Annotated in this window: 3 protein-coding genes; all 3 read left to right on the top strand. The window is 64.5% G+C overall.

What is annotated here, in order from left to right; genetic code table 11:
• Window positions 1-616: 616 nt before the first annotated feature.
• From AC1RN6_RS18275 to AC1RN6_RS18265, 3 genes are read left to right on the top strand one after another with little or no spacing between them, the layout of a single operon-like run.
• Window positions 617-4,624, top strand: a complete 4,008-nt coding sequence (locus AC1RN6_RS18275; protein ID WP_493006875.1) for an SDR family NAD(P)-dependent oxidoreductase — start codon at window positions 617-619, stop codon at window positions 4,622-4,624.
• Window positions 4,621-15,594 carry an amino acid adenylation domain-containing protein gene (locus AC1RN6_RS18270; RefSeq protein ID WP_493006874.1) on the top strand — a complete coding sequence of 3,658 codons (10,974 nt, stop codon included), beginning with the start codon at window positions 4,621-4,623 and terminating at the stop codon, window positions 15,592-15,594. The genes AC1RN6_RS18275 and AC1RN6_RS18270 overlap by 4 nt, the downstream gene beginning before the upstream one ends.
• Window positions 15,591-26,198 (top strand): amino acid adenylation domain-containing protein, encoded by a 10,608-nt coding sequence (locus AC1RN6_RS18265; RefSeq protein ID WP_493006873.1) that lies wholly within the window; start codon window positions 15,591-15,593, stop codon window positions 26,196-26,198. The genes AC1RN6_RS18270 and AC1RN6_RS18265 overlap by 4 nt, the downstream gene beginning before the upstream one ends.
• The last annotated feature ends 157 nt before the right edge of the window (window positions 26,199-26,355 follow it).

The raw sequence follows: 26,355 nt of genomic DNA, 5'->3' as shown, positions 1-26,355 counted from the left end.
ATTTACATCCGATGCTGCCGTAATCGGACGCGAGATCATTCCTTAAACACTGGCGGAAGCCGTCAAAGCGGGCATCGTTTTTCAGTTCGTTTCGCATCGCACCGGGAGGTCACGTAGGCCCTTCCCCAGGACGTTTGCCATATCTCCCGCACACATTAAGCCTGGTATTTCCAGCCGCTCCTGAGAGGGGGGACGCAACGATGCAGGCATGCGGGCCGAAATTAATGAAATTGCCCTGCGGGAATGTTTCGAGTTGTTCCCACTGCTGCGATACGGCCTACCGAATGGATATGCATTTTATTGCGGTGCGCCATGCGGGAAACCTCTGATTTGTCGGGATATTTTTAAAAAAAATGAGACAGGAAGTCAACTCTTGTGGCAATTCAGTGGCAATATTGCGTGCAGAAAAATATCCTCATTTTGCGAGGATAAACTTACGCACATCAACGATGGCGGCACGCCTTATGATGAGTGCGGGACGACAGTTCATTGCGTCGTAAAAATAAAGGCAAGATTAAATCACCCTTGCAGGACGGGGCTCTGCTTGTTAAGCGGATAGTTTGCTGAAATAAACAAGCTTGCCGATGTTAGGTCGGAAATGCTCAGGGGGAGCGGGATGCTGGAACGTATTGTGTCGGAGAACACTATCATTGCCGCGCTCAGAACGCGGCTGCTGGCAGTGCCGACGGTCTCGGCCGTCCATCTCGCCGTTGCGGCGGCGAAGGAGGAAGCGGAGGCGGGTGTCGGCCTGGTCGCCTATGCCGTTGGCGGTCAACGCAGGGCTTTGGATGCCGCCATCGCGGACTCGGGGTATCCGGGGCCGGTAGCGCTGGTGCGCGTGCATGCTTTGCCGCTGCGGCCCGACGGCTGCGTGGATGACCATGCCTTGGCCGCATTGCCGGCCTGGGTCGAGGCCTCGTTGCCGCCGACTGCCGTCTATCGGCCGATTGTGCCGTTGCGGCAGCGCATCCATCTGGCGGATCTCCTTCCGGATCATCCTTTGCTGGCTCCCGCTTTGCAGGAAACACTGCTTTCCCGGACGCCGGCGAGCGGTGCGGCCGGCAAGCCGGCGGTGTCCCGTCTCAGACCGCTTCCTGCACAGCTGCACATGCCCGCCAATCTGGCCGAAGCATTGGAGCGCGCCGCGCAGCATCCTGAACTCGGCATCGTCCATGTCGCCGCCGATATGAGTGAAACCCGGGTCAGTTATACCGAACTGTTCGATCAGGCGCGGCGGATACTGGGCGGCTTGCGCACGCACGGCGTTCGCAGCCGCGATGTAGTTCTTGTCGACGCAACAAACAGCCGTAGCCTGCTGCCGCTGTTCTGGGCCTGCATACTCGGCGCCATGGTGCCGGCGCCGTTCAAGCTTGCTGCTGCGGCAGCGGGCGGCGCGTCGCTCAAACGCCTGCGCGATTCCTGGGAAGTGCTGGGGCGACCTGTCATTGCCGCCGATCCGGCCAGCTTGCAAGCGCTGGCGCCGCTGGGCGCGGATGCGCTGAGCGGAATGACCTTGCTCGATACGTCTGAACTTTGCTGCGCCGAAAGCGCAATCCCTGCGCCGGCAAGCGATCTGCAGGCCTTGTCCATGGTGTTCATGACCTCGGGCAGCACCGGTCTTCCCAAGGGTGTCATGCTGAGCCAGGCGAATGTACTGGCGATGATCGGCGGCGCAGCCGAACGCGGCGCCGCGCTGACACCCGGCGCGACGACCATGAACTGGATGCCGCTCGATCATGTCGGCGGCCTGGGCTTCTTGTCGATCTTGCCGCTGGTGCTCGGCATGAACCAGATACAGGTCGACACCGCCACGGTGCTGGAAGCGCCCGTACGCTGGCTGGATCTGGCGCACCGGCATCGCGTCTGCATGGTCTGGACGCCCAACTTTGCGTTCGAGCTGTTGCAGCAAGCGGCTTCTGCGCCCGGCACGGGATGCGATTGGGATCTGTCGAACCTGCGCATGATCCTCAACGGCGGCGAGGCTGTTTCCGATAGTGTGCTGACGGCTTTTTCTGCGCGTTTCGCAGAGAACAAATTACCCGCTGGCGCGATCTGGCCGTCGTTCGGCATGACGGAAACCGTCAGCGGATTTTCCATGTCGCAGTGGGCGCCGGGCAACGGCGAGGTGGTTTCTCTCGGTCTGCCGATCTGCGGCGCCGCATATCGCATCGTCGATCAGCATGGCGAAGTGGTCCCGGAAGGCGTCATCGGCGCCGTCGAGCTGTCCGGCGACTCCCTGTTCATGGGATATTTCGGCCGCGACGACCTGACGGCCGAAGTAATGCACGGCGACTGGTTCCGCTCCGGCGACATGGGCATCATCCGCAATGACGAGCTCTTCGTGGTCGGGCGCATCAAGGAAATGATCATCGTCAACGGCGCCAATTTCTACAGCAGCGAAATTGAGGAAGTCGCGGCGCAGACAGAGGGCGTGGAGCGCATCAGCATCGCGGCTGTCGGTGTGCGCGCGCCGGCTGCACGAACGGATCAGTTGGCCTTGTTTTTCCAAGTTTCCGGAGTTTCCGATATTGCCGCTGTGCGCGATGACGTTCTCAGGCGCGTCATGCAAGACATGCGCATGCGGCTGGGGAAGCAGCTGACGCTGATGCCGGCGTATTTCATCCATGTGCCGGCCGATCGCCTGCCGCGCACCAATTCCGGCAAGGTCCAGCGGCTCGAGCTCAAGCGCCGGCTGGAAGCTGGGGTTTTCGATACCGAGATCAAGCAAGCCGCCTGCCTGCTGGAGGCTCCCGGCACCATTCCCCGCTGGTTCTCCGAACCGTTCTGGAAAGCTTGCCCGATAGCTGCCCCGGCAGGAGAGTCTGTCCAGGGACAACGCATCGCCGTACTGGGAGACGCCTCCGCCGGCGATACCGCGACCCGGGCAGCGCTCGCGCAAGCGGCCGGCGATATCGACTGGCAGCCGTTCGTGCTGGAAGAACAAACCGATCCGCTGGCTTCCCTGAATCGTCTTTTCCACGCGATGGCGCAGCAGGGATTGCCCGAAGCCATTCTTGTATTGCCCGGCTGGGCGCGCTTGCCCCGGCTGCTGTCGTTATGCCAGGCGCTGGCAGCGACCGCGCGCGGCAACCGGCCTGGAAGGCTGATCGTATGCGGCGGCGCTGATGTTGCTGATGCCGCCGAGTACGCTGCAGCCGCCGCTTTTTTGCGGACGTCGGCGGCGGAGATCGACGGCGTGCATTGCATGCATATCCGGTTTTCAGGCAAAGACCTCAGCAGCGATGCCGGCATGATTCTCGACGACCTGCGCAAGCGCACGCGAGAAACCGAACTGGCTTATATCAACGGCGCGCGCCACCTGCGACGCTGGCGTAACGTCGAGTTGGTCAAGGCGGATCGCCCAGCATTGCGTTCCGGCGGCCTGTATCTGATCAGCGGCGGACTCGGCGGTGTGGGGCTGCTGCTGGCGCGGCATCTGCTCGACCGTCACGACGCAAAATTATTGATTGTCGGCCGTACCGAACCGGCAAAGCTGGACGCCGCGCGCGCGACGGCGCTGCAGGAACTGGAGCGCAGCGGCCGCGTGCTGTACGTCAGCGCCGACGTGGCTGATATGGCAGCTTTGCATGTGGCCGTGGCGCAGGCGCGTGGGCGTTGGCAGTGCGGACTGGACGGCGTCCTGCATCTGGCGGGCGAGGGCCGGCAGACCGAATTGAGCCGCGAAACGGCAGCAACGCTGGCGCAGACGATGCATGCGAAAGTTGCCGGCAGTCTCGCCTTGCAGGCGCTGGCCGAAGCGCATCCCGGCGCCTGGCTGGTTCTGGTCGGCTCCGTAGCCGGCATGGTCGCGGGCCGGCAGGACGCGGCCTATGCTGCCGCGAACGCCTGGCAGGCGGCGATGGCGGAACAACTGACTGCGTCCGGCAATATGCGCTGCCGTTACCTGGGATTTTCCTCCTGGCGCCATACCGGCATGAGCAAAGACGCTGCGCCGGTATCGACGGTGGAAGCGGCAGGGTACTTTTCGCTGGAGCCGGAATATGCCGTCGCCAGCTTCGACATTGCGCTATCGGCTTCCGTGCCGGTGCTGGCGATCGGTCTCGACCTGCAGCATCCGCGCCACGCAGGATTGCAAGATGCGGCCATTGCGGTGGATGAAGCGCTGGTCTTTGAAACCGGCGCCGCTTCGCAAGGTCCCGTGATGTTGCGCGACCACTTGGGCCGCAGCCTGCCGGTCGCTGTGCTGGCGGTAGACGCAATACCTCGCACCGAATCGGGCGGCGTTGATCGTGAACAGCTGGCTCGGATAGCCGGTGGATTCTTGCAGCCGGGCCGGCCAAGCAGCGAATTCGAACGCTACATGGCGCAGCTGTGGAAGCAGATTCTTGAGCTGTCCACATGCGGCGTGCACGACGACTTTTTCGCACTGGGCGGCAATTCACTGCGCGCAGCGCAAATCGCAGCGGTCACGCGTGAACGGCTCCGTCTCGATGCGGGGATGCCCGACCTGCTGCAAAACCCCACCGTGGCAGGATTCTGCGCCCACGTGCGGCGCGGCGAAAGCAAGCCGGGCATCACCGAAGCCATCTCTCGCCGCTGGCTGGAAATAGAACAAATGACACCCGAACAAAAAGCGGCACGCGTTGCTGCGAGGACTGTATGACGATACCTGAGATGCCGGCGATGGAGACTGGATTGGATGCGGCACTCGATGCAGCGCTGCTGGCCGATCTGTTGGCCGAGGACGGCTTCGAACTGCCTTCAGAAGAGGCGGCAATCCCTCGCCGCGCGGCGTCGGCGCGCGTGCTGGCGACACCTGCCCAGCAACGGCTGTGGACGGTTGAACGCATCGACGGCGTGACCGGCGAATTCAACCTGGGCATGGATATCCGTTTCAATGCTCCGATCAACGTCGCCGCGCTGGAACGTGCTCTGCTGGCGCTGCTGCAACGTCACGAGGGCTTGCGCGTCGGCTTTTTCGAGCAGGATGACGGCGCCATCGGGCAGACCTTCAAGCAAGTCGACAGCCTCTCCCTGACGCAGCATGCCGTGCCCGCAACGTCATGGCCGTCTTTCTTGCGCGAGGCTGTTGCAGAGCCTTTCGACCTCGCTGCCGACCTGTTGCTGCGGGCGCAACTTTTGCACGACGACGATAGCGGGAGCGGAGGTGGTAGTGAGGCGTGCGCCTTGCTATTGACCTTTCATCACAGCATCATCGATATGTGGTCGGGACATCTGCTGCTGCGCGATCTGGTCGTGCTGTATGCGCGCGAACTCGGCCAGGTCGATGAAACGGTGACGCTACCCGAGCCGGTGCCGTTCGGCGACTATGCGACGTGGCTGCGCGAGCCGCAGCAAGTCGCCGCGCGCGAAAAATTGCACGGCTATTGGAAGACGCGGCTGGCGCAGTTGCCGGTAGCACTCGAATTGCCGTTTTCAGGACAGCGCGGACAAGCCGGCGCGACATTGTGCGAACGTATCCCGGTGGTCTTGCCGGCGCCGCTGACGGCCACGATCAAACGCTTTGCCGATGCCGCCGGAACCACGCCCTTCGTGGTGGTCCTGGCAGCGTTCCATGCCGTGCTGACGCGTTATTCCGGCATGGACGACATCGCTATCGGCGTTCCGGTCGTCAATCGTCCGCGGCAGCAGGAACAGGACGTTGTCGGTTTCCTGAGCGAGAACATGGTGTCGCGCAATCGTTCGGAGCGCAGCCAAAGTTTCGGCAGCCTGACCGAGCAGGTGCGCGATCACATGCTGGAGGACTTGCGTCATCAGGGACTGCCGTTCGATGAAGTCGTCAAGCTCATCAATCCGGAGCGCCGCACAGGACTTGCCCCGCTGTTCCAGGCCATGCTGGTGTTCCAGACGATGCCGCCGCTGCAGGCGCAGGCAGGTGAGGTGTGCGCACAGGCCGCATCCGTGCCGCTTCCGGCCGCCCGGGCGGACTTGCTGCTGGAACTGGAGGCCGGCGCACAACACATCGAAGGCGGACTGGAATATCGCCGCAACTTCATCGATCCGCAGCTCGCCGCCGCGATGGCGGCATCGATTGAAGTCGTGCTGGAAGCCGCGCTGGCCGATCCGCAGCTACCGTTGTCGCAACTGCCGCTTCAACGCGGCGAAGCGGCGCGCGAGATGCTGGTGCGCCTCAATCCGCCGTTGCCGACATTGCCATCATTACCGGCAGCCGCGCCGCGCACACTGAGCGCCTGGTTTGCCGAACAGGCAGCACGGACGCCGGACGCCGTGGCGCTGATCGATGCGGAAGGCGGCGGCGAAACCACCTATGCCGAACTCGACCGTCGTTCCGCCGCGCTGGCCGCGCATCTGGAGCAACTGGGCGTGGCTGCCGAAACGCCCGTCGCCATCTGCCTGCCTCGCTCGGTGGATCTGGCCGTAGCCATTCTGGCGACCCTGCGCGCGGGCGGCGCCTTCGTCCCGATGGATCCGAATTTCCCCGCCGAGCGCCTGCGCTACATGCTCGACAGCAGCGGTGCGACGGTGTTGATGACGACAGGCGCGCCGGACTGGCTTGCTGCCGGCGCTCCCGCAGCACAGCAGCCCACGCTGGTCGATCCGTCACAGGCATTCCCGCCGGCAGCCGCGCCGCTCGATGTCAATCGCCCCGACAGCCTCTTGTACATCCTCTACACCTCCGGTTCGACCGGTCGCCCGAAAGCGGTGATGGGCTTGCACCAGGGGGCGGTGAACCGTATCGCCTGGATGCTGGAGCGCTATCCGTTCGAACCGCTCGACCGCTATTGCCAGAAAACTACGCCGACCTTCGTCGATTTCGTCTGGGAGCTTTTCGGTCCGCTGCTAGGCGGCATACCGTCCGTGATCTTGTCGGTAGCCCAGGTGCGCGATCCCAGGGCGCTGGCATCGGCGATGCAGCAGTACCGGGTTACGCGCCTGACGCTGGTGCCATCATTGCTGAAATCGCTGCTCGACCATGTCGCCGACGTCGGCCACGTGCTGGGCGGACTGCGTCACTGCATCTGCAGCAGCGAGGCGTTTCCGGGCGACCTGGCGCGCCGCTTCCTGAGCCTGTTGCCGGATTGCCACCTGCTCAATCTTTACGGATCCTCGGAGGCGTCGGCAGATTCGACCTGCTACGACGTCGACACCGCCGAAGGGCCGCAGGTGCAGATAGGCAGACCGATCCCCGGCAATCTGCTGGCGATTCTCGATCCGGCCGGTAACGTGCTGCCGGTGGGAGCGGCAGGAGAAATCATGATCGGCGGCATCGGCCTGGCGCGAGGGTATCTCAGTCTCAATGGCGGCGAGCCGCGCTTCGTTACCTTGCCCGCAGGCGTTGCCGGCGGCCGCGCGTTCCGTTCGGGAGACCTCGGGCGCTGGCGTCCCGATGGCGGCATCGATTACCTGGGGCGACTGGATCGTCAGGTGAAGATTCGCGGCGTGCGCATCGATCCCGAGGAAATCCGCGTCGCGCTGCGCAGGTGCCCCGGTGTGGCGGATGCCGTGGTCGTGGCGCGCGAAGTCAGTACTGACGGCAGCAGCGAACTGATACTGATGGCATATGTTGTCGCGAAAGAATCGGTGGAGCCGGCCTTGCGGCGACGCCTCCAGGACATCTTGCCGATGGCCTTGCAGCCGTCCCGTTATGTCTTCCTGCCGGACTTGCCGCTCAACTCCAACGGCAAAATCGATTTCCTGGCCTTGCCCGCGCCCCACGGAGAAGCAGCGGCACAGGCGTCAGAGACGGAAAGCGCGATGACGCTGGAAGAAAACTTGCTGGCGGATATCTGGCGGCAGGTCATCGGCACCCGCCCGCAACATCCGCAAGCCAATTTCTTCCAGTCGGGCGGCCATTCGCTGAGCGCTATACGGCTGGTCGCTGCGCTGGAAAAAAGCCTGGACGTGCGCCTGCCGGTGACGGCAGTTTTTGACGCGCCAAGCTTGCGCGCCATGGCATTGGAAGTGTGCCGCGCGCAGCGTGGCGCAGGACTGCCGGAAGTGTTGGCCGGCGGCCCGCACCGGCGTGCGCGCGCTTCGTTCAATCAGGAGCGTCTGTGGCTCATCGAGCAATCCGGACAACAGCGCGGCGCCTACAACCAGACGGTGCTCTACCGGCTGCGCGGCCAGTTGGACGTCGAACGTCTGGAAGCCGCGTTCACGCGCGTGATGCGACGCCACGAAGCGCTGCGCACGCGGCTCGTCCTTGCCGACGGCGTGCTGTGGCAGGAGGTGCAAGAGGTCCACGCCTCGCCTGACTTCGCTCTGGAAAGGATCGCTGCAGACGGCAGCCGGCAGCAGATTACACCGCTGCTGCAGGAATTTTCAGAACGGTTTTTTTCGCTGGCGGAAGACCTGCCGCTGCGCGCCGCTCTGATCCGGCTCGGCCCCGCTGAACACCTGCTGGCGATCGTGGCGCATCACACCGCCTTCGACGGCGGTTCCGGACGCGTGATCGTCGAAGAACTGGGGCAGGCCTACAGCGACGCGCCGGATGCTGTTGCCGCTCCTTTGCAGCAAATCGATTTCTCCGAATGGCAGCGCCATTGCGACGAGCAGGGCGCTTTTGAAGCCCAGCGCAAATACTGGTGCGACCGGCTTGCCGGCGCGCCTGCCGTGCTCGGCCTGGCGTTGAGCCGGATGCCGGAACAACGCGACTTCCGCCTTGGCCGTGTGCCGGTCACGCTGGGAAGGGAGCGCAGCGAACGCCTGCAACAGGCAGCCGATGACGCCGGACTGAGTGTCTTCGCGCTGTTGCTCGGGGTGTGGGGACTGACACTGGCGCGTTTCGGCGGCGAGCAGGAAGTCGTGGTCGGCATTCCTGTCGCCGGTCGCAGCCGCAGCGGGCTTGACGGCATTGTCGGCTTCCTCGCCAATACGTTGCCGATGCGCCTGGATTGCAGCGCCGCCAATCTGGCCGAGTTCGTCCGCCGCGTGCAGCAGCGCGTCGCCGAAGGACTGCAACACCAGGACATCTCTTTCAGCCGGATCGTCGAAGCCGCCGGCGTGGAGCGCATTCCCCAGCGGCCGCCTTTGCTGCAGGCGATGTTCGTGCTGGCCGATTTGCGCCAGTGGCAATTGCAGCTGGACGCCATCGACGCGGTAGCGGAACCCTTGTCGGCGCCGCTGGCGCGCACGGATCTCAGCATGGCCTTGCATCAGGATGCGCAAGGCATCGGGGGCGAGCTGGAATATGCCGCCGACGTCATTGTCCCCGAGCTGGCTGAGCGCATCGGCGCGGGCTTCGTGCATCTGCTGGACGCCTTGCTGGCGCAACCCGAGGTGCCGCCGCTGTCGCACTCGCTGCTTGATGCCCCGGCGCGCGCCTTGCTGGCGCAGTTCGGCCGGGCGCACACTGTATTGCCGCCGGCAAGCGTGCCGCTGCGTTTGCACGACTTGCTGCACGCAGGTGTGCAGCGCAACGGCGCCGCACCGGCGCTGGCGACGCCCGAGGGCGAGCTTAGTTATCGGGAACTGGATCGGCTATCCGGCGGCTTCGCAAGGCGTCTGCGTACCGCAGGCCTCAATCCCGGAGATCGCATCGCACTGATCGGCGAGCGTTCCATCGGCCTGATCGCTGCGCTGCTGGGTATTTCAAAAGCCGGTTGTGTGTTCGTGCCCATTGATCCCGGCTACCCCTCTGCACGGATCGGGCAGATGCTACAAGATGCCGGCGTCGCGCTGGTGGTCGGCGATCGTCCGTCGGACTGGAACGAGGCGCAATGGATGCGCTTGCCCGTATGGGAGGATTTGTCTAGTACCGCTGAACAGGACGAATCGAAGCATTCTCACGACGCGTTCGACAAGGACTTCGCCGCAACCGCGTGCATCATTTTCACCTCCGGCTCCACCGGCCGTCCGAAAGGCGTTGCGCTGGCGCATCACGCTTTGTGCCGTCTTGCACAAAGCGCCGTGACTGAATTTTCCCTAAAGCAGGAAAGCCGCATTCTGCAATTGGCCGCCTTCGGCTTCGATGTGGCGGTTTCCGATATCGTGTTTGCGCTTGCCGCCGGGGCCTGCCTGTGCCTGGCGCCGCGCGAACGCCTGCTGCCCGGCTCGCCTCTGCTGCAGACGCTGGACGCGATGAATATCACGCATCTGCAAATACCGGCGGCGCTGCTGGCAGCGATGCCGGTGGCTCAGTTGCCCCGCCTGCGCACGCTGATCGTCGGCGGCGAGTTGTGTCCTGCTGCGGTGGCGTCGCAATGGCAGCAAGGCCGCGATCTGTTCATCGCCTACGGTCCGACCGAAACCACGGTGACCGTGACGGCAGGCCGCTATGCGGGCGCTGACGCGCCTTTGCAGATCGGCCGTCCGCTGGGCGACGCGCGCATCTATGTGCTGGATGAGCAGGGCGCACCGGCGCCGATCGGCGTCGCCGGTGAATTGTGCATCGGCGGACCGGGGGTGAGCATCGGCTACCTCAATAATCCGGCGCTGACGCAAGAACGTTTTCAGCCGGATCCCTATTCTGCCGATCCGCTGGCGCGCCTGTATCGCAGTGGCGACCGCGCGCGCTGGCGCGAAGACGGATCGCTGGATTTCCTCGGCCGTCGCGACCGCGAGTTCAAACTGCGCGGTTTCCGTATCGCACCGGCAGAAATCGAAGCTGCCTTGTCGCAGCAGGCCGGAGTGACTCAGGCATTGGCGATGCTACGTCCAGACAGCGCCGGAGAGCGCCGCCTGGTGGCCTATGTTGTGGGCGCCGGCACGACTGCCGCGATGCTGCGCAGCGAACTGCGGCGCAGCTTGCCGTCCTTCATGGTGCCTGATTTCATCTCGATTCTGGATAGCATGCCGCTCACCGGCAACGGCAAGATCGATGTGAACGCGTTGCCGTTGCCGGCCTTTGAGCCAGAGCGCTTCGTATCCGGTAATGCCGAGAGTCGTGAGGGGCGTGAGGATCGCGACTTTCAGGCGCGTGTCGCCGGGCTGTGGCGGCAGGTGCTGAACCTGAAGGACATCGCGCCGGACGCCAATTTTTTCGATGTCGGCGGCCATTCGCTGCTGCTGGTTCGTTTGTACGATTTGCTGACGGCCGAATTCGGCAGGGTGGCGTCGATCAGCGACCTGTTCCGTTTTCCGACCATCCGCAGTCTCGCGCAGCATTTGTCCGGCCATGAGGAGATCCGGGAGACAGGCTCTCCGGCGCGCGCGCCGTTGCCTGCCCAGTCGGACATCGCCGTCATCGGCATGGCATGCCGTTTCCCGGGTGCGCCGGACATTGAGGCCTTCTGGCAACTGCTGGTCGAAGGCCGTGAAGGCATCAGTCGCCACGATCCGGCATCGCTGGCGGCGGCGGGACGCACTGCCGAGGTGCTGCAACAAGCGAACTTCGTTGCAGCCGGCGGCGTAGTCGGGCAGGCGGATTGTTTCGACGCCGACTTTTTCGGACTCGGCCCGCGCGACGCCGTGACGCTGGATCCGCAACATCGCGTCGCGCTGGAATGCGCCTGGCATGCGCTTGAACACGGCGGCTATGCAGCGGTGGAATCGCGAGACGATGTCGACGTCGGCGTCTTCGTGGGTGTCGGCGTGAATACCTATTTGCAGGGACAGTTGTTTGCCGCCGGCCCGATGCCTGAAAACGCGGACAGTTATCACGCGATGTCCGGCAACGACAAGGATTTCGGCGCTACGCGGATTGCCTACCATCTGGACCTCAAGGGGCCGGCGCTGGCAGTGCAGACCGCGTGCTCGTCATCGCTGACGGCGCTCGACATTGCCTGCCGTTCGTTGCGCAGCGGCGCTGCGGGCATGGCGCTGGCGGGCGGCGTGGCGATACGCTTTCCGCAAGGCAGCGGCTATCTTCATGAGCCGGGCATGATCCTGTCGCCCGACGGGCATTGCAAACCGTTTTCGGCCGATGCGCGCGGCACCGTTCCCAGCGGTGGTGTCGGCATGGTGCTGCTCAAGCCGCTGGCGCAGGCGCAAGCCGATGGCGACAATGTGCTGGCGGTGATCCGCGGCAGCGCCGTCAACAACGATGGCGGGCGCAAGGTCGGTTACGCCGCTCCCGGCGTGGACGGCCAGGCGGCGGTGATTGCCTCGGCATTGAAGCAGGCCGGACTGGAGCCGGGCGACATCGACTATATCGAGGCCCACGGCACCGGCACCGAGCTGGGTGATCCGGTAGAAGTCGCCGCTTTGACGCGTGTCTTCGGCGGACGGCAACGGCCGCTGGCGCTGGGTTCGGTCAAGAGCAACATCGGCCACGCCGACGCGGCAGCCGGCATCGCCGGTCTGATCAAGACGATTCTGGCCTTGCAGCACGGTGTGCTGCCGCCGAGTCTGCATTTTTCGGCGCCCAATCCGCATGTTGATTTCACCGCGGCGTCGATCAGCGTGGTCGGCGCTGTGCAGGCGTGGCCCGCGCAGCAAGGCGACCATCCGCGCCGTGCCGGCGTCAGCGCCTTCGGCATCGGCGGCACCAACGTGCACGTGGTGCTGGAGCAGGCGCCTGCGCGTCTGCAGAACACCGCCACGACGATATCGCCGCAAGTATTGACTCAGATATTGCCGCTCTCGGCGCGCACGCCGGCAAGCCTGCGCAGCAGCATGCTGGCGCTCGCCAATGTCTTGCAAAGCCAGCCGCAGTTGGCCTTGCGCGACATCGCCTTCACCTTGCAACAGGGGCGCGCCGCCTTCGGCTGCCGTTACGCCCTGGTCGCATCCGGCAACGAAGAAGCGATGGCCGCGCTGCGTCTGGCCGCAGAACAGTCCGGCAACGAGCCGGCGGCCACGATCAAGGCAGCGGCGCGGCTTGCCTTCCTGTTCCCGGGACAGGGCAGCCAATATCCGCGCATGGCGCAGTCGCTGTATGAGAGCGACGCCGGCTATCGGTTCTGGTTCGACCGCTGCGCCGTCGCGCTGTTGCCGCATGCGGAGCAAGATATCCGCATCGTGCTGTACGGCGTTGCGGCCGACGATCCGGTTGCTGTCGCGGCACTCACGCAGACCGCGCTGGCGCAGCCGGTGCTGTTTTCGGTGATGTACGCGCTGGCGCGCAGCCTGGAGGCGCGCGGCGTTGAAGCCGTCGCCATGCTGGGACACAGCCTCGGCGAATACGTCGCGGCATGTCTGGCCGGCGTGTTCGAACTGGATGACGCCCTGGCGCTGGTTGCCATGCGCGGCCGACTGATGCAGGCCTTGCCAGGCGGCGCGATGCTGGCAGTGCAGGCAGACGAAACACAGGCGCGCACGCTGATGCGTGGTTGCGGCGACGCGATCAGCCTTGCTGCAGTCAACGGTCCCGGACAGTGCGTGTTGTCCGGCGCGACGGATGCCATTGATGCATTGCAAGCGCGGCTGAAGGAAATCAGTGTGCCGGCCGTGCGCCTCGATACCTCGCACGCCTTCCACTCGGCGGCCATGGATCCGGTACTGCCGGCTTTTGTTGCTCAGTTCGACCGTATCATCCTGAAGCTGCCGCAACGCCGCTTCATTTCGAACGTCACCGGCACCTGGATCAGCGACGCGGATGCCGTCGACCCTGCCTATTGGACGCGCCATTTGCGTCAGGCTGTGCGTTTCGGCGACGGTCTCGACAGCTTGCAGCGCGACGGCGTCGACCTGCTGCTCGAAGTCGGGCCCGGCAGCGCCTTGCAAAAACTGGCGCGCACAGGGGGCTGGTCTGCAGCGCAACTGATTGCGCTGGGCATGAACCGACAAGCGCCGCAGCAGGCATCTGCGTTGGACGATATCGTGGCGCAACTGTGGACGCGCGGCGCATTGATCGACTGGCGCAAAGGCAAGGCAAGCCGGCAGGAGAGTGGGGATGCCAGCACGCCATTGCGCGTCGCGCTGCCCGGCTATGTGTTTGAACGCACGCGCCACTGGCCTGCGCCGCAACCGGCTATCGCCGCGACAGTGAATTCCCAGGAGCGCCGCGCCGATATCGCAGACTGGTTCTATCTGCCGGGATGGGAACGCGCACCGCAGCTATCGGCGATTACAACATCAGCGGCGCCCTCAGCCGCGCAAGACGTCTGGCTGCTATTGGGTGCTGAAACCCATGCTGGCCGCGCTTTGGCGGCTGGCTTGCGCGCAATCGGCCAACAGCTTGTTGAAGTCAGAGCGGGAACTGCATTCGAGGCGCTCTCATCGCAGAACTACGCCATCGATCCCGCCAGCGAAAACGACTATCGCCGGCTGTTGGACAGCGTCACGCCGACCCGTATTGTGCATCTCTGGACCAGTGTCATGCAGCCGTTCGAAACGATGCTGGAACGCGGCTTTGCCAGCGTGATGCTGTTGGCGCAGGCCATCGGCGCGGGCTCGCAGGCGCGCACGCTGCAACTCGACATCGTCACATGCGGTGCCGCAGATGTCAGCGGCGACGAGCCGCTGGCGGCGTCGCTCGGCACACTGCTGGGTCTGGCCAGAATCCTGCCGGTGGAATATCGCAGTCTGACCTGCCGTCTCATCGATATCGAGGCAGAGGGCTCTTCAGCCATGCTGCTGAGCGAACTCCGGCACACAAAAGCAGAGCCGCAGGTTGCGCTGCGCCGCCGCCATCGCTGGGTGCCGCAGTTGCAGCCAATAAGGATTGCCGCGCCCGAAGCGGGCGATGATCGCCTGCGCCGGCAGGGCTGCTACCTGATCACCGGCGCCTTCGGCGGCATGGGGGCGAGCATTGCGCGCGATCTCGCCGCGCGTTACCGCGCACGCCTCGTTTTGCTGGGACGCCATGTCGACCGCGCGCTCGTCGCCGAACTCGAAAGAGAGGGAATCGAGGTACTCGCAAGCGCCTGCGATGTTGCCGACGCCGCTTCGCTGACGCCGGCGATTGCATCGGCGCATGCGCGTTTCGGCGTTATCCATGGCGTGTTCCATTGCGCCGGCGTGGCCGATCTCGGCGGCATCATCCAGAACCGCAGCGTCGCATCGATGCAGCAGGTGATGGCCGCGAAAGTGCAGGGCACGGTATTGCTGGATCGCTTGCTGGAAGGCGATGCGCTGGATTTCATGGTGCTGTGCTCGACGCTGGGCAGCTTGCTGCCGCAGGCCAAGTTCGGCCAGGCCGCGTATGCCGCCGCCAACGAATTCCTGGATCTGTTCGCGCATGAGCGCAATGCGCGCGGAAGCGGGTTTACCACCGTGCTCAACTGGGACGACTGGAGCGAGGCCGGCATGACCGTCGCCGCTTACCGGCGTCATGGCCAGACCGCGCCCGACAGCAAGGAAGCGATGCGGTCGCAGGAAGGCATCGAGGTCTTGCGCAGGGTGCTGGCGTCGCCGCACGCGCGCGTTGCGGTATCGATACGCGACTTGCCTGGCCTGATGGCGCGTACCGATTTGTTGCTGGACAAACTGTCCACGCCGGTGCCGCTATCCCCGGCCGGCGCCGGCATGCCGGCGTTGGCGGAGACCAGCAGCATGAGCGGCATGAGCGGTATGACAGATACGGAAGCAAAACTGGCTGCCACCTGGCGCAGCATCCTGGGTGTTGCGGACATCACGCGCGAAGCAAATTTCTTTGAACTGGGCGGGCATTCGCTGATCGGCATGCGCTTGCTGGCGTTCGTGCGCGAGAGCTTCGGCGTCGATCTGAACATCACCGCCGTGTTCGAACATGCCACGCTGGCCGCGCTGGCCGGCCATATTGATCAATGCCGTTCCGGAGACGACGGCATCGAGGAGTTTACGATTTGAACGGTGTTGAACATTTGATGGCGCAATTGGCGGAGCTCGGCGTCACGCTGACTTGCTCCGGCAGCGATCTGCGCGTACGCGGCCCGGCCGGCGCCTTGTCGCCGGCGCTGCGTGCAGAGCTCGGTGCGCGCAAGGCCGAGCTGATTGCGCATTTGCAGGCGTTATCCGAGTCGCCCCTGACAGTGTCTGTCCCCGAGTTGGCACGCAGCCCGGTGCAGCGGGCGACGGCGCCGCTGTCGTTCAATCAGCGCCGTTTGTGGTTTCTGGATCGTCTTGAAGGCGGTGGCAGCGCCTTTGTCATCATGGCCGGATGGCGGCTGAAGGGGACGCTCGACTGTGCCGCGCTGGAGCGCGCAGTGAGTGCGCTCACGGCGCGCCATGAATTGCTGCGCAGCGTGATCCGCGATGAAGGCGTGGAGCCGGAACTGCATATTCTCCCGGTTACGCCGTTTGCGCTGGCGGTCGAAACACCGGCTGCCGGAACCAGCCACGCCTCGGCTGAGCAGGCACTGCTGGCGCGCGAAGCGGCCTTGCCTTTCGACCTGACTGCCGCGCCGCCCTTGCGCATCAGCCTGTTGCAACTGGAGCCGCATAGCCATGTGCTGGCGCTGGCGATGCATCACATCGTTTCCGATCACTGGTCCATGGGCGTGCTGATCCAGGAACTGGGCATGCTGTACGCACTGGAAACCGGCGCATCATCGGTCCGGCCGGGCGAACTGGCGATTCAGTATTCCGACTATGCCGTGTGGCAGCGCGCCATGTTCAGCGAAGAACGGCTGAAGCCCCATCTGCGCTATTGGCGCGAACAGCTGGCCGGCGTCGTCACTGAGCTGGCATTGCCGCTGGACCGGCCGCGTCCTGCCGAACGCGGTAATGCCGGCGCCACGCATCAGTTGCGCCTGGCGCACGGCTGCGTGCAAAAGGTGCAGGCCTTGGGTTTGCGCGCCGGCGCGACACCGTTCATGGTGCTGCTGGCGGTGTATGCGCAGGTCTTGTCGCGCTGGTCGGGGCAAGACGAAGTGGTGATCGGATGCCCGGTCGGCAATCGCGACCGCAGCGAAACCCATGGACTGGTGGGATTCTTCGTGGACACCATGCCGCTGCGGATCAGCTTGCATGGCGACCCTGATCTTGCCGAGCTGATCGGCCGCATAAGGACTATCTGCCTGGAGGCATTCGAACACCAGCAGGCGCCGTTCGAGCGCATCGTCCAGGCAGTGCGTCCGGAACGCGCGCTGAACAAGGCGCCGCTGTTTCAGACCATGTTCATGCAGCAAAGCGATGCCGGTGCGCAACTGGTCCTCGCCGGATTGCAGGTGGAAGCGGTCCCGCCGGCAGCAGGCGCTCCCGAACTGGATCTCAACTTTTTCGTGCATCTCGACGGCGACGAGTATCTCTGCGTGATGGAGTACGACGCCGATTTGTTCGACCAGGCCAGCATTGCCGAATTTTGCAATCAATACGCCTACGTGCTGCAGCAAGCAAGCATCGAGGCGTCCACGCCATTATCCTGCGTTCAACTTGCGCCTCCATCCGCACCGGTGTTGCCGGTGCATGCAGCGGCGCCATTGCTGCCGCAGATGATCGCCGACAGTACGCTGCGCCACGCTGACCGGATTGCCGTGGAAGAGGGCGCAATTCGCCTGACGTATCGGGAATTGGGATTCAGGGCGGAATTGCTGGCGCAAGGTCTGGCCGACGCAGGCGTGCAGCCAGGCGCCGTGGTCGGCCTCGGATTTTCTTCCTCGGCGTCGCTGGTGGTGGCGATGCTGGCCGCGTGGCGTGCCGGCGCGGGTTATGCGGTACTGAGTCCGCAGCAGCCGGCAGCGCGGCGCGCACAGATGATCGCCGCTGCCGGTATTACGCTGGTAGTGACAACCAAGGCCGATGAGAGCGGCTGGCCGGTGCCGGTTTTGTTGTCGGATTTGCGGGCATCCGTGTCGGATTCTTCATTCACGGTAGGGAACGGCAGCGGCAGCGTCGGCGCCGAGTTTGCGCAACCGCAACCGCAGGCGCTGGCCTATGTCTGCTTTACCTCCGGCTCATCGGGTACGCCAAAGGGCGTGGCCGTGACGCACGCCAATCTCGCCAATCATGCGCGCGCAGTGGCGCAGGATTTTGGCTTGCGCAACAGCGACCGTGTCATGCAATTCGCCGCCGCCGATTTTGATGTCGCCGCCGAAGAAATTTTCCCCACGCTGGCATCCGGCGCTTGCGTGGTGATTCGTGCAGAGAACGTTACCGACAGCATCGACGCGTTCCAGGAACACGTGGAGCAAGCAGGCTTGAGCGTGCTGAACTTGCCGGCGGCGTTCTGGCATGAGTGGGTCCGCGCGCTCGGTCAGACGCGCCGTGCACCGCCGGCTTGCCTGCGTCTGGTGGTGACCGGCAGCGACCGGGTGTTTGCCCGCCGCTGGCGCGAATGGCAGGCGCTATGTGCGCATCCGGTTGCATTTCGCAGTGGTTACGGCCCGACTGAGGCGACCATTACCTCTTCCTTTTTCAATCCTGCCGAACAGCCGTTGCCGCCGGCCGCCGAAGTCTTGCCGCTCGGCCGGGCGATCACCAACGCCGCACTGGAAGTCGTCGATGGCCGCGGCCGGGCCGTGCCGCCCGGCGTCATCGGTGAAATCATGATCAGCGGCGCCGGCGTGGCGCAGGGTTACATCGGGCAGCCGGGGCAAACTGCCGCCGTTTTCCAGCCGCATCCGGCAGCGCCTGTGTTGCGCAGCTACCGCAGCGGCGATCTGGGACGTCGCCGCATCGACGGCACGCTGGAATTTATCGGACGCAAAGACCAGCAGGCCAAGGTGCGGGGCTATCGGATTGAACTGGCGGAAATCGAATCGGCGCTGATGCAGCACCCGCAGGTGCGCGAGGCAATGGTGCTGATGCGGGAGGACAGCGTAGGATCGAGTCAATTGCTGGCCGTCGCCGGCTGCGACGCGGAACTGGAGCCCGGGATGCTGCGTGCGTGGCTGGCGGAACGCCTGCCGGTCTACATGGTGCCGGCGCTGTGCGTCACCTTGCCGCAGTTGCCGCGCACGGCATCGGGCAAGACCGACCGGCGGGCATTGCTGGCGATGGATATCGCGCGTGAAGCGCCGGCTCAGCATGACGCGCCTGCAGTCGCCGCCGCGACTGCAACTGAGGCGCCGTTGGCGGCGCTGTTTGCCGAAGTGCTGGACCGGCCCACGGTCGGACCTTGCGACAATTTCTTCGAACTGGGCATCGACTCCATCCGCAGCCTGCAGCTTGTGTCGCGTGCCCGGCAGTTGCAGCTGAACCTGACGGTGCGTGACATTTTCCGCTTCCAGACGGTGCGTGATCTGATGCGTGCGCTGGAAGCGCGTGGGCAGACGATATGCGGCAGCGCACTGCAAGAATCGGACGATGGCGATGATGTGCCAACGACGCCGATCCAGGCGTGGTTCTTGGAGCAGGCGGGACAACACCGCAGCCACTATAACCAGTCGGTCGTGCTGCAGACACCTCCGGATGTCGACGCTGCTATGCTGGAACGCGCGCTGGAGGCGGTGGTGGCGCGTCATCCGATGCTGCGTTTGCAGGTCGATGGCGAACGCTTGCAGGTTGCCGCCTCTGTGCCGGGGACCGTCTTGCGCGTGCTGGACGGCGCAGATGCCGAATTGCCGGCGCGTACCGCCGCCTATGAGCAAGCGCAGCGGGGCATGGACTTGCGGACCGGCCGGGTGCTGCAAGCGGTGCTGGCTAAACCGGCCGCGCGCCTGATGATTGCGGTGCATCATCTGGCGATCGATGCTTATTCCTGGTCGGTGTTGCTGGATGACCTGAGCCTGGCCTATGCACAGGCATTGCGCGGCGAGATCTCGTTGCCCGCACCGACCACCTCCTATCGCACCTGGTCGCGCAAGCTGCACGAACTGGCCGCCACGCTGGCGGCGCAGTCAGCGCACGATTATTTTCTGAAGCGCTTCGCAGTCCGGGGGCTCACTGTATTGCCGGCGCAATTGCCGGCCGGGAAGGCGGGCGACGCAGAAAGTTTGCCGCTGTCGCTCGACAGCGCAACCACGACAGTCTTGCTGCAAGCGGCGCCCGGGGTATTCCAGGCGCGTGTGGACGAACTGCTCATTGCGGCATTGTTTATCGGCGCCGCCCGCATCGGCCTCAAGGGGGCATTGCAGATCGATCTCGAACGCAACGGCCGTGCCGACCTGTTTGACGACGTCGACCTGTCGGGTACCGTCGGCTGGTTTACGGCAGTGCAGCCGGTGCTGCTGCAATGGCCGGACGCAGAACCGGACTCGACCCCAACACCGGCCCAACTGATGATGCAAGTGTGCGAGCGCGTGCGCGAATCGCCGTGCCAGGGGCTGGCGCTGGGAGTCCTGCGGTATTTGTCCGCCGATGCCGGACAGCGCGCTGCGTTGCAGGGCTTGCCGGGTGCCGAGATCCTGCTGAACTATCTCGGCAGGCTCGACATCGGCGCTGTGAGTGTGCCCGGCAGCGAGGGTTTTAGCGCCGTCGATGAAGACAGCGGTCCCGCGCAAAGCGATGCATTCGCGCGTAGTCACGTCATCGAAATCAACGCCGGCATCCGCGCCGGCTGCCTTTGCGGCGCAGTCAGTTTTCCGGCAGGCGAGGCGCTGCGTGAGCGCATCGATGCCTGGCTGCGCGAAGTAACGGCGGCACTGCGCGAGATCGCTGCGATCGCCGCTGCTGCACAGAGCCAGACTTCCCCGCAGCAGGACAGGATCGAGGAAGAGTTGCCGCTGACGGCCTTGCAGCAAGGCATGGTGTTCCACAGTCTGCGTGATCCCGACATCTACTGCAATCAGCTTTGCCTGACGCTGGATGGCGCGCTTGACGCCGAGGCTTTGCGGCGTGCATGGACGCAGGCGCTGCAACGTCACAGCATGCTGCGCACCAGCTTTCACTGGCGCGACCTGCCGGCCATGCGCCAGCGCGTGCACGCCGCCGTTGAGTTGCCGTGGAGCTTCGCCGACTGGCGCGGCCTGGATGAAACTGCGCGCGCGGCGGCGCTGGACGAGTTGATGCGCGCCGACCTGGCGCGCGGCTTTGACCTTGAGCAGGCGCCGCTGTTGCGACTGCAGTTGTTGCAAGTCGAGGAGCAGCGCCATGAGCTGGTCTGGAGTTCGCATCATCTGTTGCTGGACGGCTGGTCGGTGTCGCTGTTGCTGGCCGACATCTTTGCACTGTATCGCCAGGCCTTGGGCGATGTGCAGGTGCGGCTGAAAGCGGCGCCGCGTTTCTCCGATTATGTACGCTGGCATGAGCGGCCCGATGGGCGCGAACGCAGCGAAGACGTCTTGTTCTGGCAGCGCGCATTGCAGGGAGTCGAAGAGCCGGCGTCTCTGGCGTTCGCCAGGCAGGCGGGCGATGCCGTGTCGGTGCAAGACACGATGTCCGGGGTGCATGCGATAGCGTTATCGCCCGCGCGCACGCAGGCTGTGCAAACACTGGCGCAACGCGCGCGCACTACGCTCGGTACGGTGCTGCAGGCGGCCTGGGGATTGTTGCTGGCGCGTTGCAGCGCCAGCCGCGACGTGGTGTTCGGCGTCACCGTCTCAGGCCGGTCAGCGGAACTCGATGGCATTGAAGACATGATCGGCATGCTCATCGCCACTGTCCCGGCGCGCCTGACGATTCCATCCACCACACCTCTGGCGGACTGGCTGGCGCAATTGCAGGAGCAGCATCTGGAGCGAGAGCAGCATGCCGGCGCCTCGCTGACCGAGATTCGCCAGGCGGCATCCTTGCCCGGCAATCAGGAGCTGTTCCACACGCTGTTGCTGGTGCAGAACTATCCGAAGGCGCAATCCATGGCTGGCGGCGGAGTCAGACTGGCCGACGTGCAAGTACGGGAACGCACCAATTATCCGCTGACACTGGTCTGCAGTCCCGGCGAAAGCCTGCGCCTGGCTTTGCATCGCGACGGCAGCATTCCCGCTGCGGCGGCCGAACGTTTGCTGGCGCAGCTGGGACGCTTGCTAGACAACATGGCGGCGTATCCGGACCGGCCGGCGGCGCAGTTGCTGGCGCTGGACGACCTCGATGCGCAGGCGGCATTGGCGGCAGGCAGAGGTCCGGTCGAAGCGATCGCGCCGGCGTATTTGCCGCAGCAAATCGATGAATGGGCAAGACATTCTCCGGACACCATCGCCTTGTGCGATCAGGAAGGCAGCCTGAGTTATGCCGCATTGCGCATCGAATCGCTGCGGCTGGCGCGGCGTCTGCGAACGCTCGGCGTGGGCAGCGAAAAGAAGGTCGCGTTGTGCTTGCCGCGATCCGCGCGTTACGTGATTGCGGTTATCAGCATTCTGCGCTGCGGCGGGGCCTTTGTCCCACTCGATCCCGCCTATCCGGCAGCTCGCCGGCGCTTCATGCTGGAAGACAGCGGCGCGTGCCTGTTGATCGCGGATAGCGCGTGCGCGGGAGAATTGCAGGCCGAGTCGATCACGCAGGATCCGGACATTTTGTTTGCAGCATCGGATGTTGAGCCCATCCTGAACGTCCTGAGCGATATGCCGGATGAGAGCGACTTCCCGCCGCCTGAGGCACAGGCACTGGCCTACGTGATTTACACCTCGGGTTCTACCGGTACGCCCAAGGGCGTCGGCAACACCCATGCCGGCCTGCGTTCGCTGGCGCATGCGCAGCGCGGCGCGTTCGGCTTGTCGCCGCAGGCGCGCGTGTTGCAGTTTGCTTCGCTGTCATTTGATGCTTCGATCTGGGAAATGACGATGGCCTTCGGCGCCGGCGCCGCGCTGATCGTGCCCGGCGCCGATACCGCCCGCGTCGGTGAAGTACTGGAACAATTCATGCGAAACCAGCGCATCAGCGCGGCGACCTTGCCGCCGACTGCGCTGGCGACGCTGGACGAAAGCCGCCTGCCGGATTTGCAGACACTGGTGGTCGCGGGCGAAAGCTGCGCACCCGAACTGGTCCTGCGCTGGGGGCCCGGACGGCGTTTCTACAACGGCTACGGGCCGTCCGAAGCATCGGTTGCAGTCAGCGTCGAGGCATGGTCCGGGGCCGGCGACAACGACAATGCCGGACAACTGCCGATCGGCCGGCCGCTGCCGAACATGCAGCTGCATGTGCTGGATGCCGACATGCAACTGCTGCCGCCCGGTGTCATCGGCGAACTGTACATTGGCGGGGCAGGGCTGGCGCGCGGCTATCTGAACCGCGCGGATCTGACGGCGGCGAGCTTCTTGCCGGATCCTTATGGACCTCCCGGCGCGCGCTTGTATAAAACCGGGGATCGCGGCTATCGCCTCGCCGACGGCAGGGTGCAATTCGTCGGCCGCAACGATCACCAGGTCAAGCTGCGCGGTTTCCGTATCGAGTTGAGCGAAATCGAGGGGGCGTTGATGCAACATGCCGCGGTGCGCCACGCCGCGGTGCTGGTGCGTCATTACGGGGAAGGCGACCGCCGCCTGACGGCTTACCTGGAAACGCATACCCCGATAACGCATGCACTCTTGCGGGATTTCCTCGGCCAACAGCTGCCGCCGCATATGCTGCCGGCTTCTTTCATCGCGCTGGAATCGATGCCGCTGACGGTCAGCGGCAAGATCGACCGCAAGGCGCTGGAATCGATGGCGGAAAGTACGCTGGAAAGCACGCCGCGGCTGCAGCCGCCGGCGCATGCTGAAGGCGACTACGCCGGCGAGACCGAGCGGCAACTGGCGGGCATCTGGGCGCAGGTGCTCAATGTGGCGCAAGTGCAGCCGGGACACAACTTCTTTGAACTCGGCGGCGATTCGATTCTCGCAATCCAGGTGGTGTCCAAAGCCAACCGGCAGGGCATCGCGCTGACGCTCAACCAGATCATGGATCCCGATTCGCCGACGCTGGCAACGCTGGCGGTGCAGGTGGATGCGAGCCAGGGTGCGGAACACGCTTCTGCGCCGGCGCAGGCGCAGGTTGCCGGTCCCGTACCGCTGACGCCGATCCAGCACTGGTTTCTACAGCAGAATCCGCCGGACCTGCATCACTACAATCAAAGCTTTTTGCTGGAGGTGCCGAGCGGATTGGATGTGCCGGCCTTGCGTCGCGCGCTGGATGCGGTTTGCGCGCGCCATGATGCGCTGAGGCTGCGTTTCAGGCAGAGCGACGGGGTCTGGCAGCAGCATCTCGGGGAACAGGCAACGGCGCTGCTGGAAACGGTGCCGCCTCCGGCAGCGATGGATGCATGGCGCGCCTTGCTTGAACAAGGTGCGGCCGCCAATCAGACGCGCCTGGATATCGAACAGGGGCCCTTGTTGCGGCTGGTGCTGTATGCGCCGCCGGCGGTAGCGGGGGAACATGCGACCGCGCGCCTGCATGTCGTGGCGCATCACCTGGTGATTGACGCCGTGTCGTGGCGCGTGTTGCTGGAAGATCTGTTCGACGCCTATGCGCAAGCGCAGAAGTCGGCTGCCGTCACCCTGCCTCCCGCACGCGCGTCTTTTGGACGGTGGGCGGCGGCGGTAGCGCGCCATGCCGTCTCCCCGCAAGCCCTCGGCGAGCTGCCTTACTGGCTGGAACAGCCGCATGATCTGGCACGCCTGCCTGTGTTGCGCACCGATATCGCGGCGACTGCCGGCGCCGCGCACACCCGGAGTTTTACGCTGGATGAAGGCGTCACCGGCATGCTGGTGCGCGAGCTTCCACGCAGTCACGGAGCTCAGGTGCAAGAGATTTTGCTGGCTGCCTTGAGTGTTGCGCTGGACGAATTGCTGGGCGGCGCAGGCAAACTCAACATCGGGATTGCGCTCGAATCCCATGGCCGCGACATCATGCTCGAAGACATCTCCGTTGGCGGCATACCGGGATGGTTTACGGTGCTGGCGCCATGGACCATGCCGCTCGGTGAACATCGCATCGACAAGATCCGCGCTGCGCTCAAGGCCATGCCGCGCCATGGTTTCAGCTTCGGCGTGCTGCGTTTCCTGTCACCCGACAGCGCCGTGCGGGAGGCGCTGGCGGCATTGCCGGTTCCGGAAATCGCCTTCAATTACCTCGGCCAATGGGATACGGCATGGCCGGATAGCCTGCCGGTCCGGCCCGCACCGGAAGCTGATGGCGCCGGTTTTGCACCATCGACGCCGCGCCCGTATGTGCTGGAAGTCAACGCCATGATCGCCGGCGGACGCCTGCAACTGGACCTGAACTTCGATCCGCGCGTGCTGGCGCAGGAATTCGCCGACCGGCTGTGTGCCGGCATGTGCGGCTGGCTGCAGGCGGTTGTGCAGACTTCGGGACAGACGCCGGGGCAAATGGTGCCGCCAGAAGCGATCGCCTCATCTGCATCGCAAGCGGCCATGGATACAGGCGCAGCGGCTTACGCCCTGGCGCCGCAACAAGCTGCCATGGTGGAGCATACCGCTGCGTATCCGGAGTCGTCCGCCTATGTGGTGCAATTCACCGCTCGCTTGCCGGCGGAACTGCGGGTGGAGGACTTCATCGCTGCCTGGCAAACCGTGGTGTCGCGGCATCTGTCGCTGCGCGCCTGCTTCATTGAAGGAGAGAACGGCAAGACGCGTCAGCGTTTCGGCGAAGTCTCAGCGCTTGCCTGGCAGCGCGAGGATGGTCGCGGCGCGTCGGAACAAGAGTCAGACATCATCTTTGAGGCCTATTGCCGGCAAGAGCGGCAGCGCGGCTTCGATCTCGCCACGCCGCCGCTGATGCGCTTTGCGCTGTTGCAAACGAGCGCCGGTTATCGTTTCGTATGGACTTATCACCATGCGTTGATCGACGGCTGGTCGATGCCGGTATTGCTCGGCGAGGTCGCCGCCGCCTACGGTAAACAATCGTTGGCCGCGCCGGCGCCGGACTTCCGTGTTTTCCTGGACTGGCTGGAACGCCAGGACGGCGCGGCTGCGCGCTGCTTCTGGCGCGACGAGTTGGCCGGGATGAGACCCTCGCGCTGGCCGGCGAAACAGGGGACAGCCTGCAGCGGCCGCTTTGCGGAAATCGCGTGGCAGCCGCAAGCGGGAACCGGTGCGCGCCTGCACGCGTTTGCACGCCGGCATCGCCTGTCTGCGCCGAGTGTTTTCATGTTGGCCTGGGGACTGGTGCTGGCGCGCCACCGCGCCGCGGATGACATCTGTTTCGGCGTCACTTCCGTATTGCGTCCGGCCGAGGTAGAGGGTATCGACACTATCGTCGGCAATCTGATCAACACGCCGCCCTTACGCTGCCAGATCGATCCCGCAATCGGCTTCGTTGATGCCTGTCTGCAACTGCAGCGCAGGCGCGTTTCCGCGACGGCGCATGCCGCGCTGGCATTGTCGGAAATCGCGCAGTGCGCCGGCTTGCCGGACGGCGACGCCTTGTTCGGAACGGCGCTGCGCATTCAGAACTATCCGCTGGGCGATGCCGGAAGCGACAACGCTGCGCTGCAAGTCAGCGAGGTCGCCATTTGCGATCAGTGGCATTACCCGTTCAATCTGGAGGTCACGCCGGGAGACCAATTGCACCTGATCGCGGTGTACGACGCCGGCCTGGTATTGCCGGTGCAAGCCGAAACCATGCTGCAATCCTATGCCTTGCTTCTGGAGGTTCTGGATGACTTGCCACTGGGCGTCCTGATGGAAGGAATGCAGGTCTGAAGCGACGTGTAGAGGCTGCATTGAAAGGGGCTCCGGACCGGACGGAACCCGCAAAACTGCGCCTCTTCCATGGCGGTAAGCAAGGATGGCCGGCATAGGCGATGAATAAAGGCCGTAATCAGTTTTTTTGTTGGGAATTTGTTGAATATATTTGCCG

The sequence above is a fragment of the Herbaspirillum sp. GW822-FHT03A08 genome, from assembly GCF_058801885.1.
Note: the sequence above shows the minus strand (reverse complement) of the source record. Positions and strands in the feature narration are given on the sequence as shown.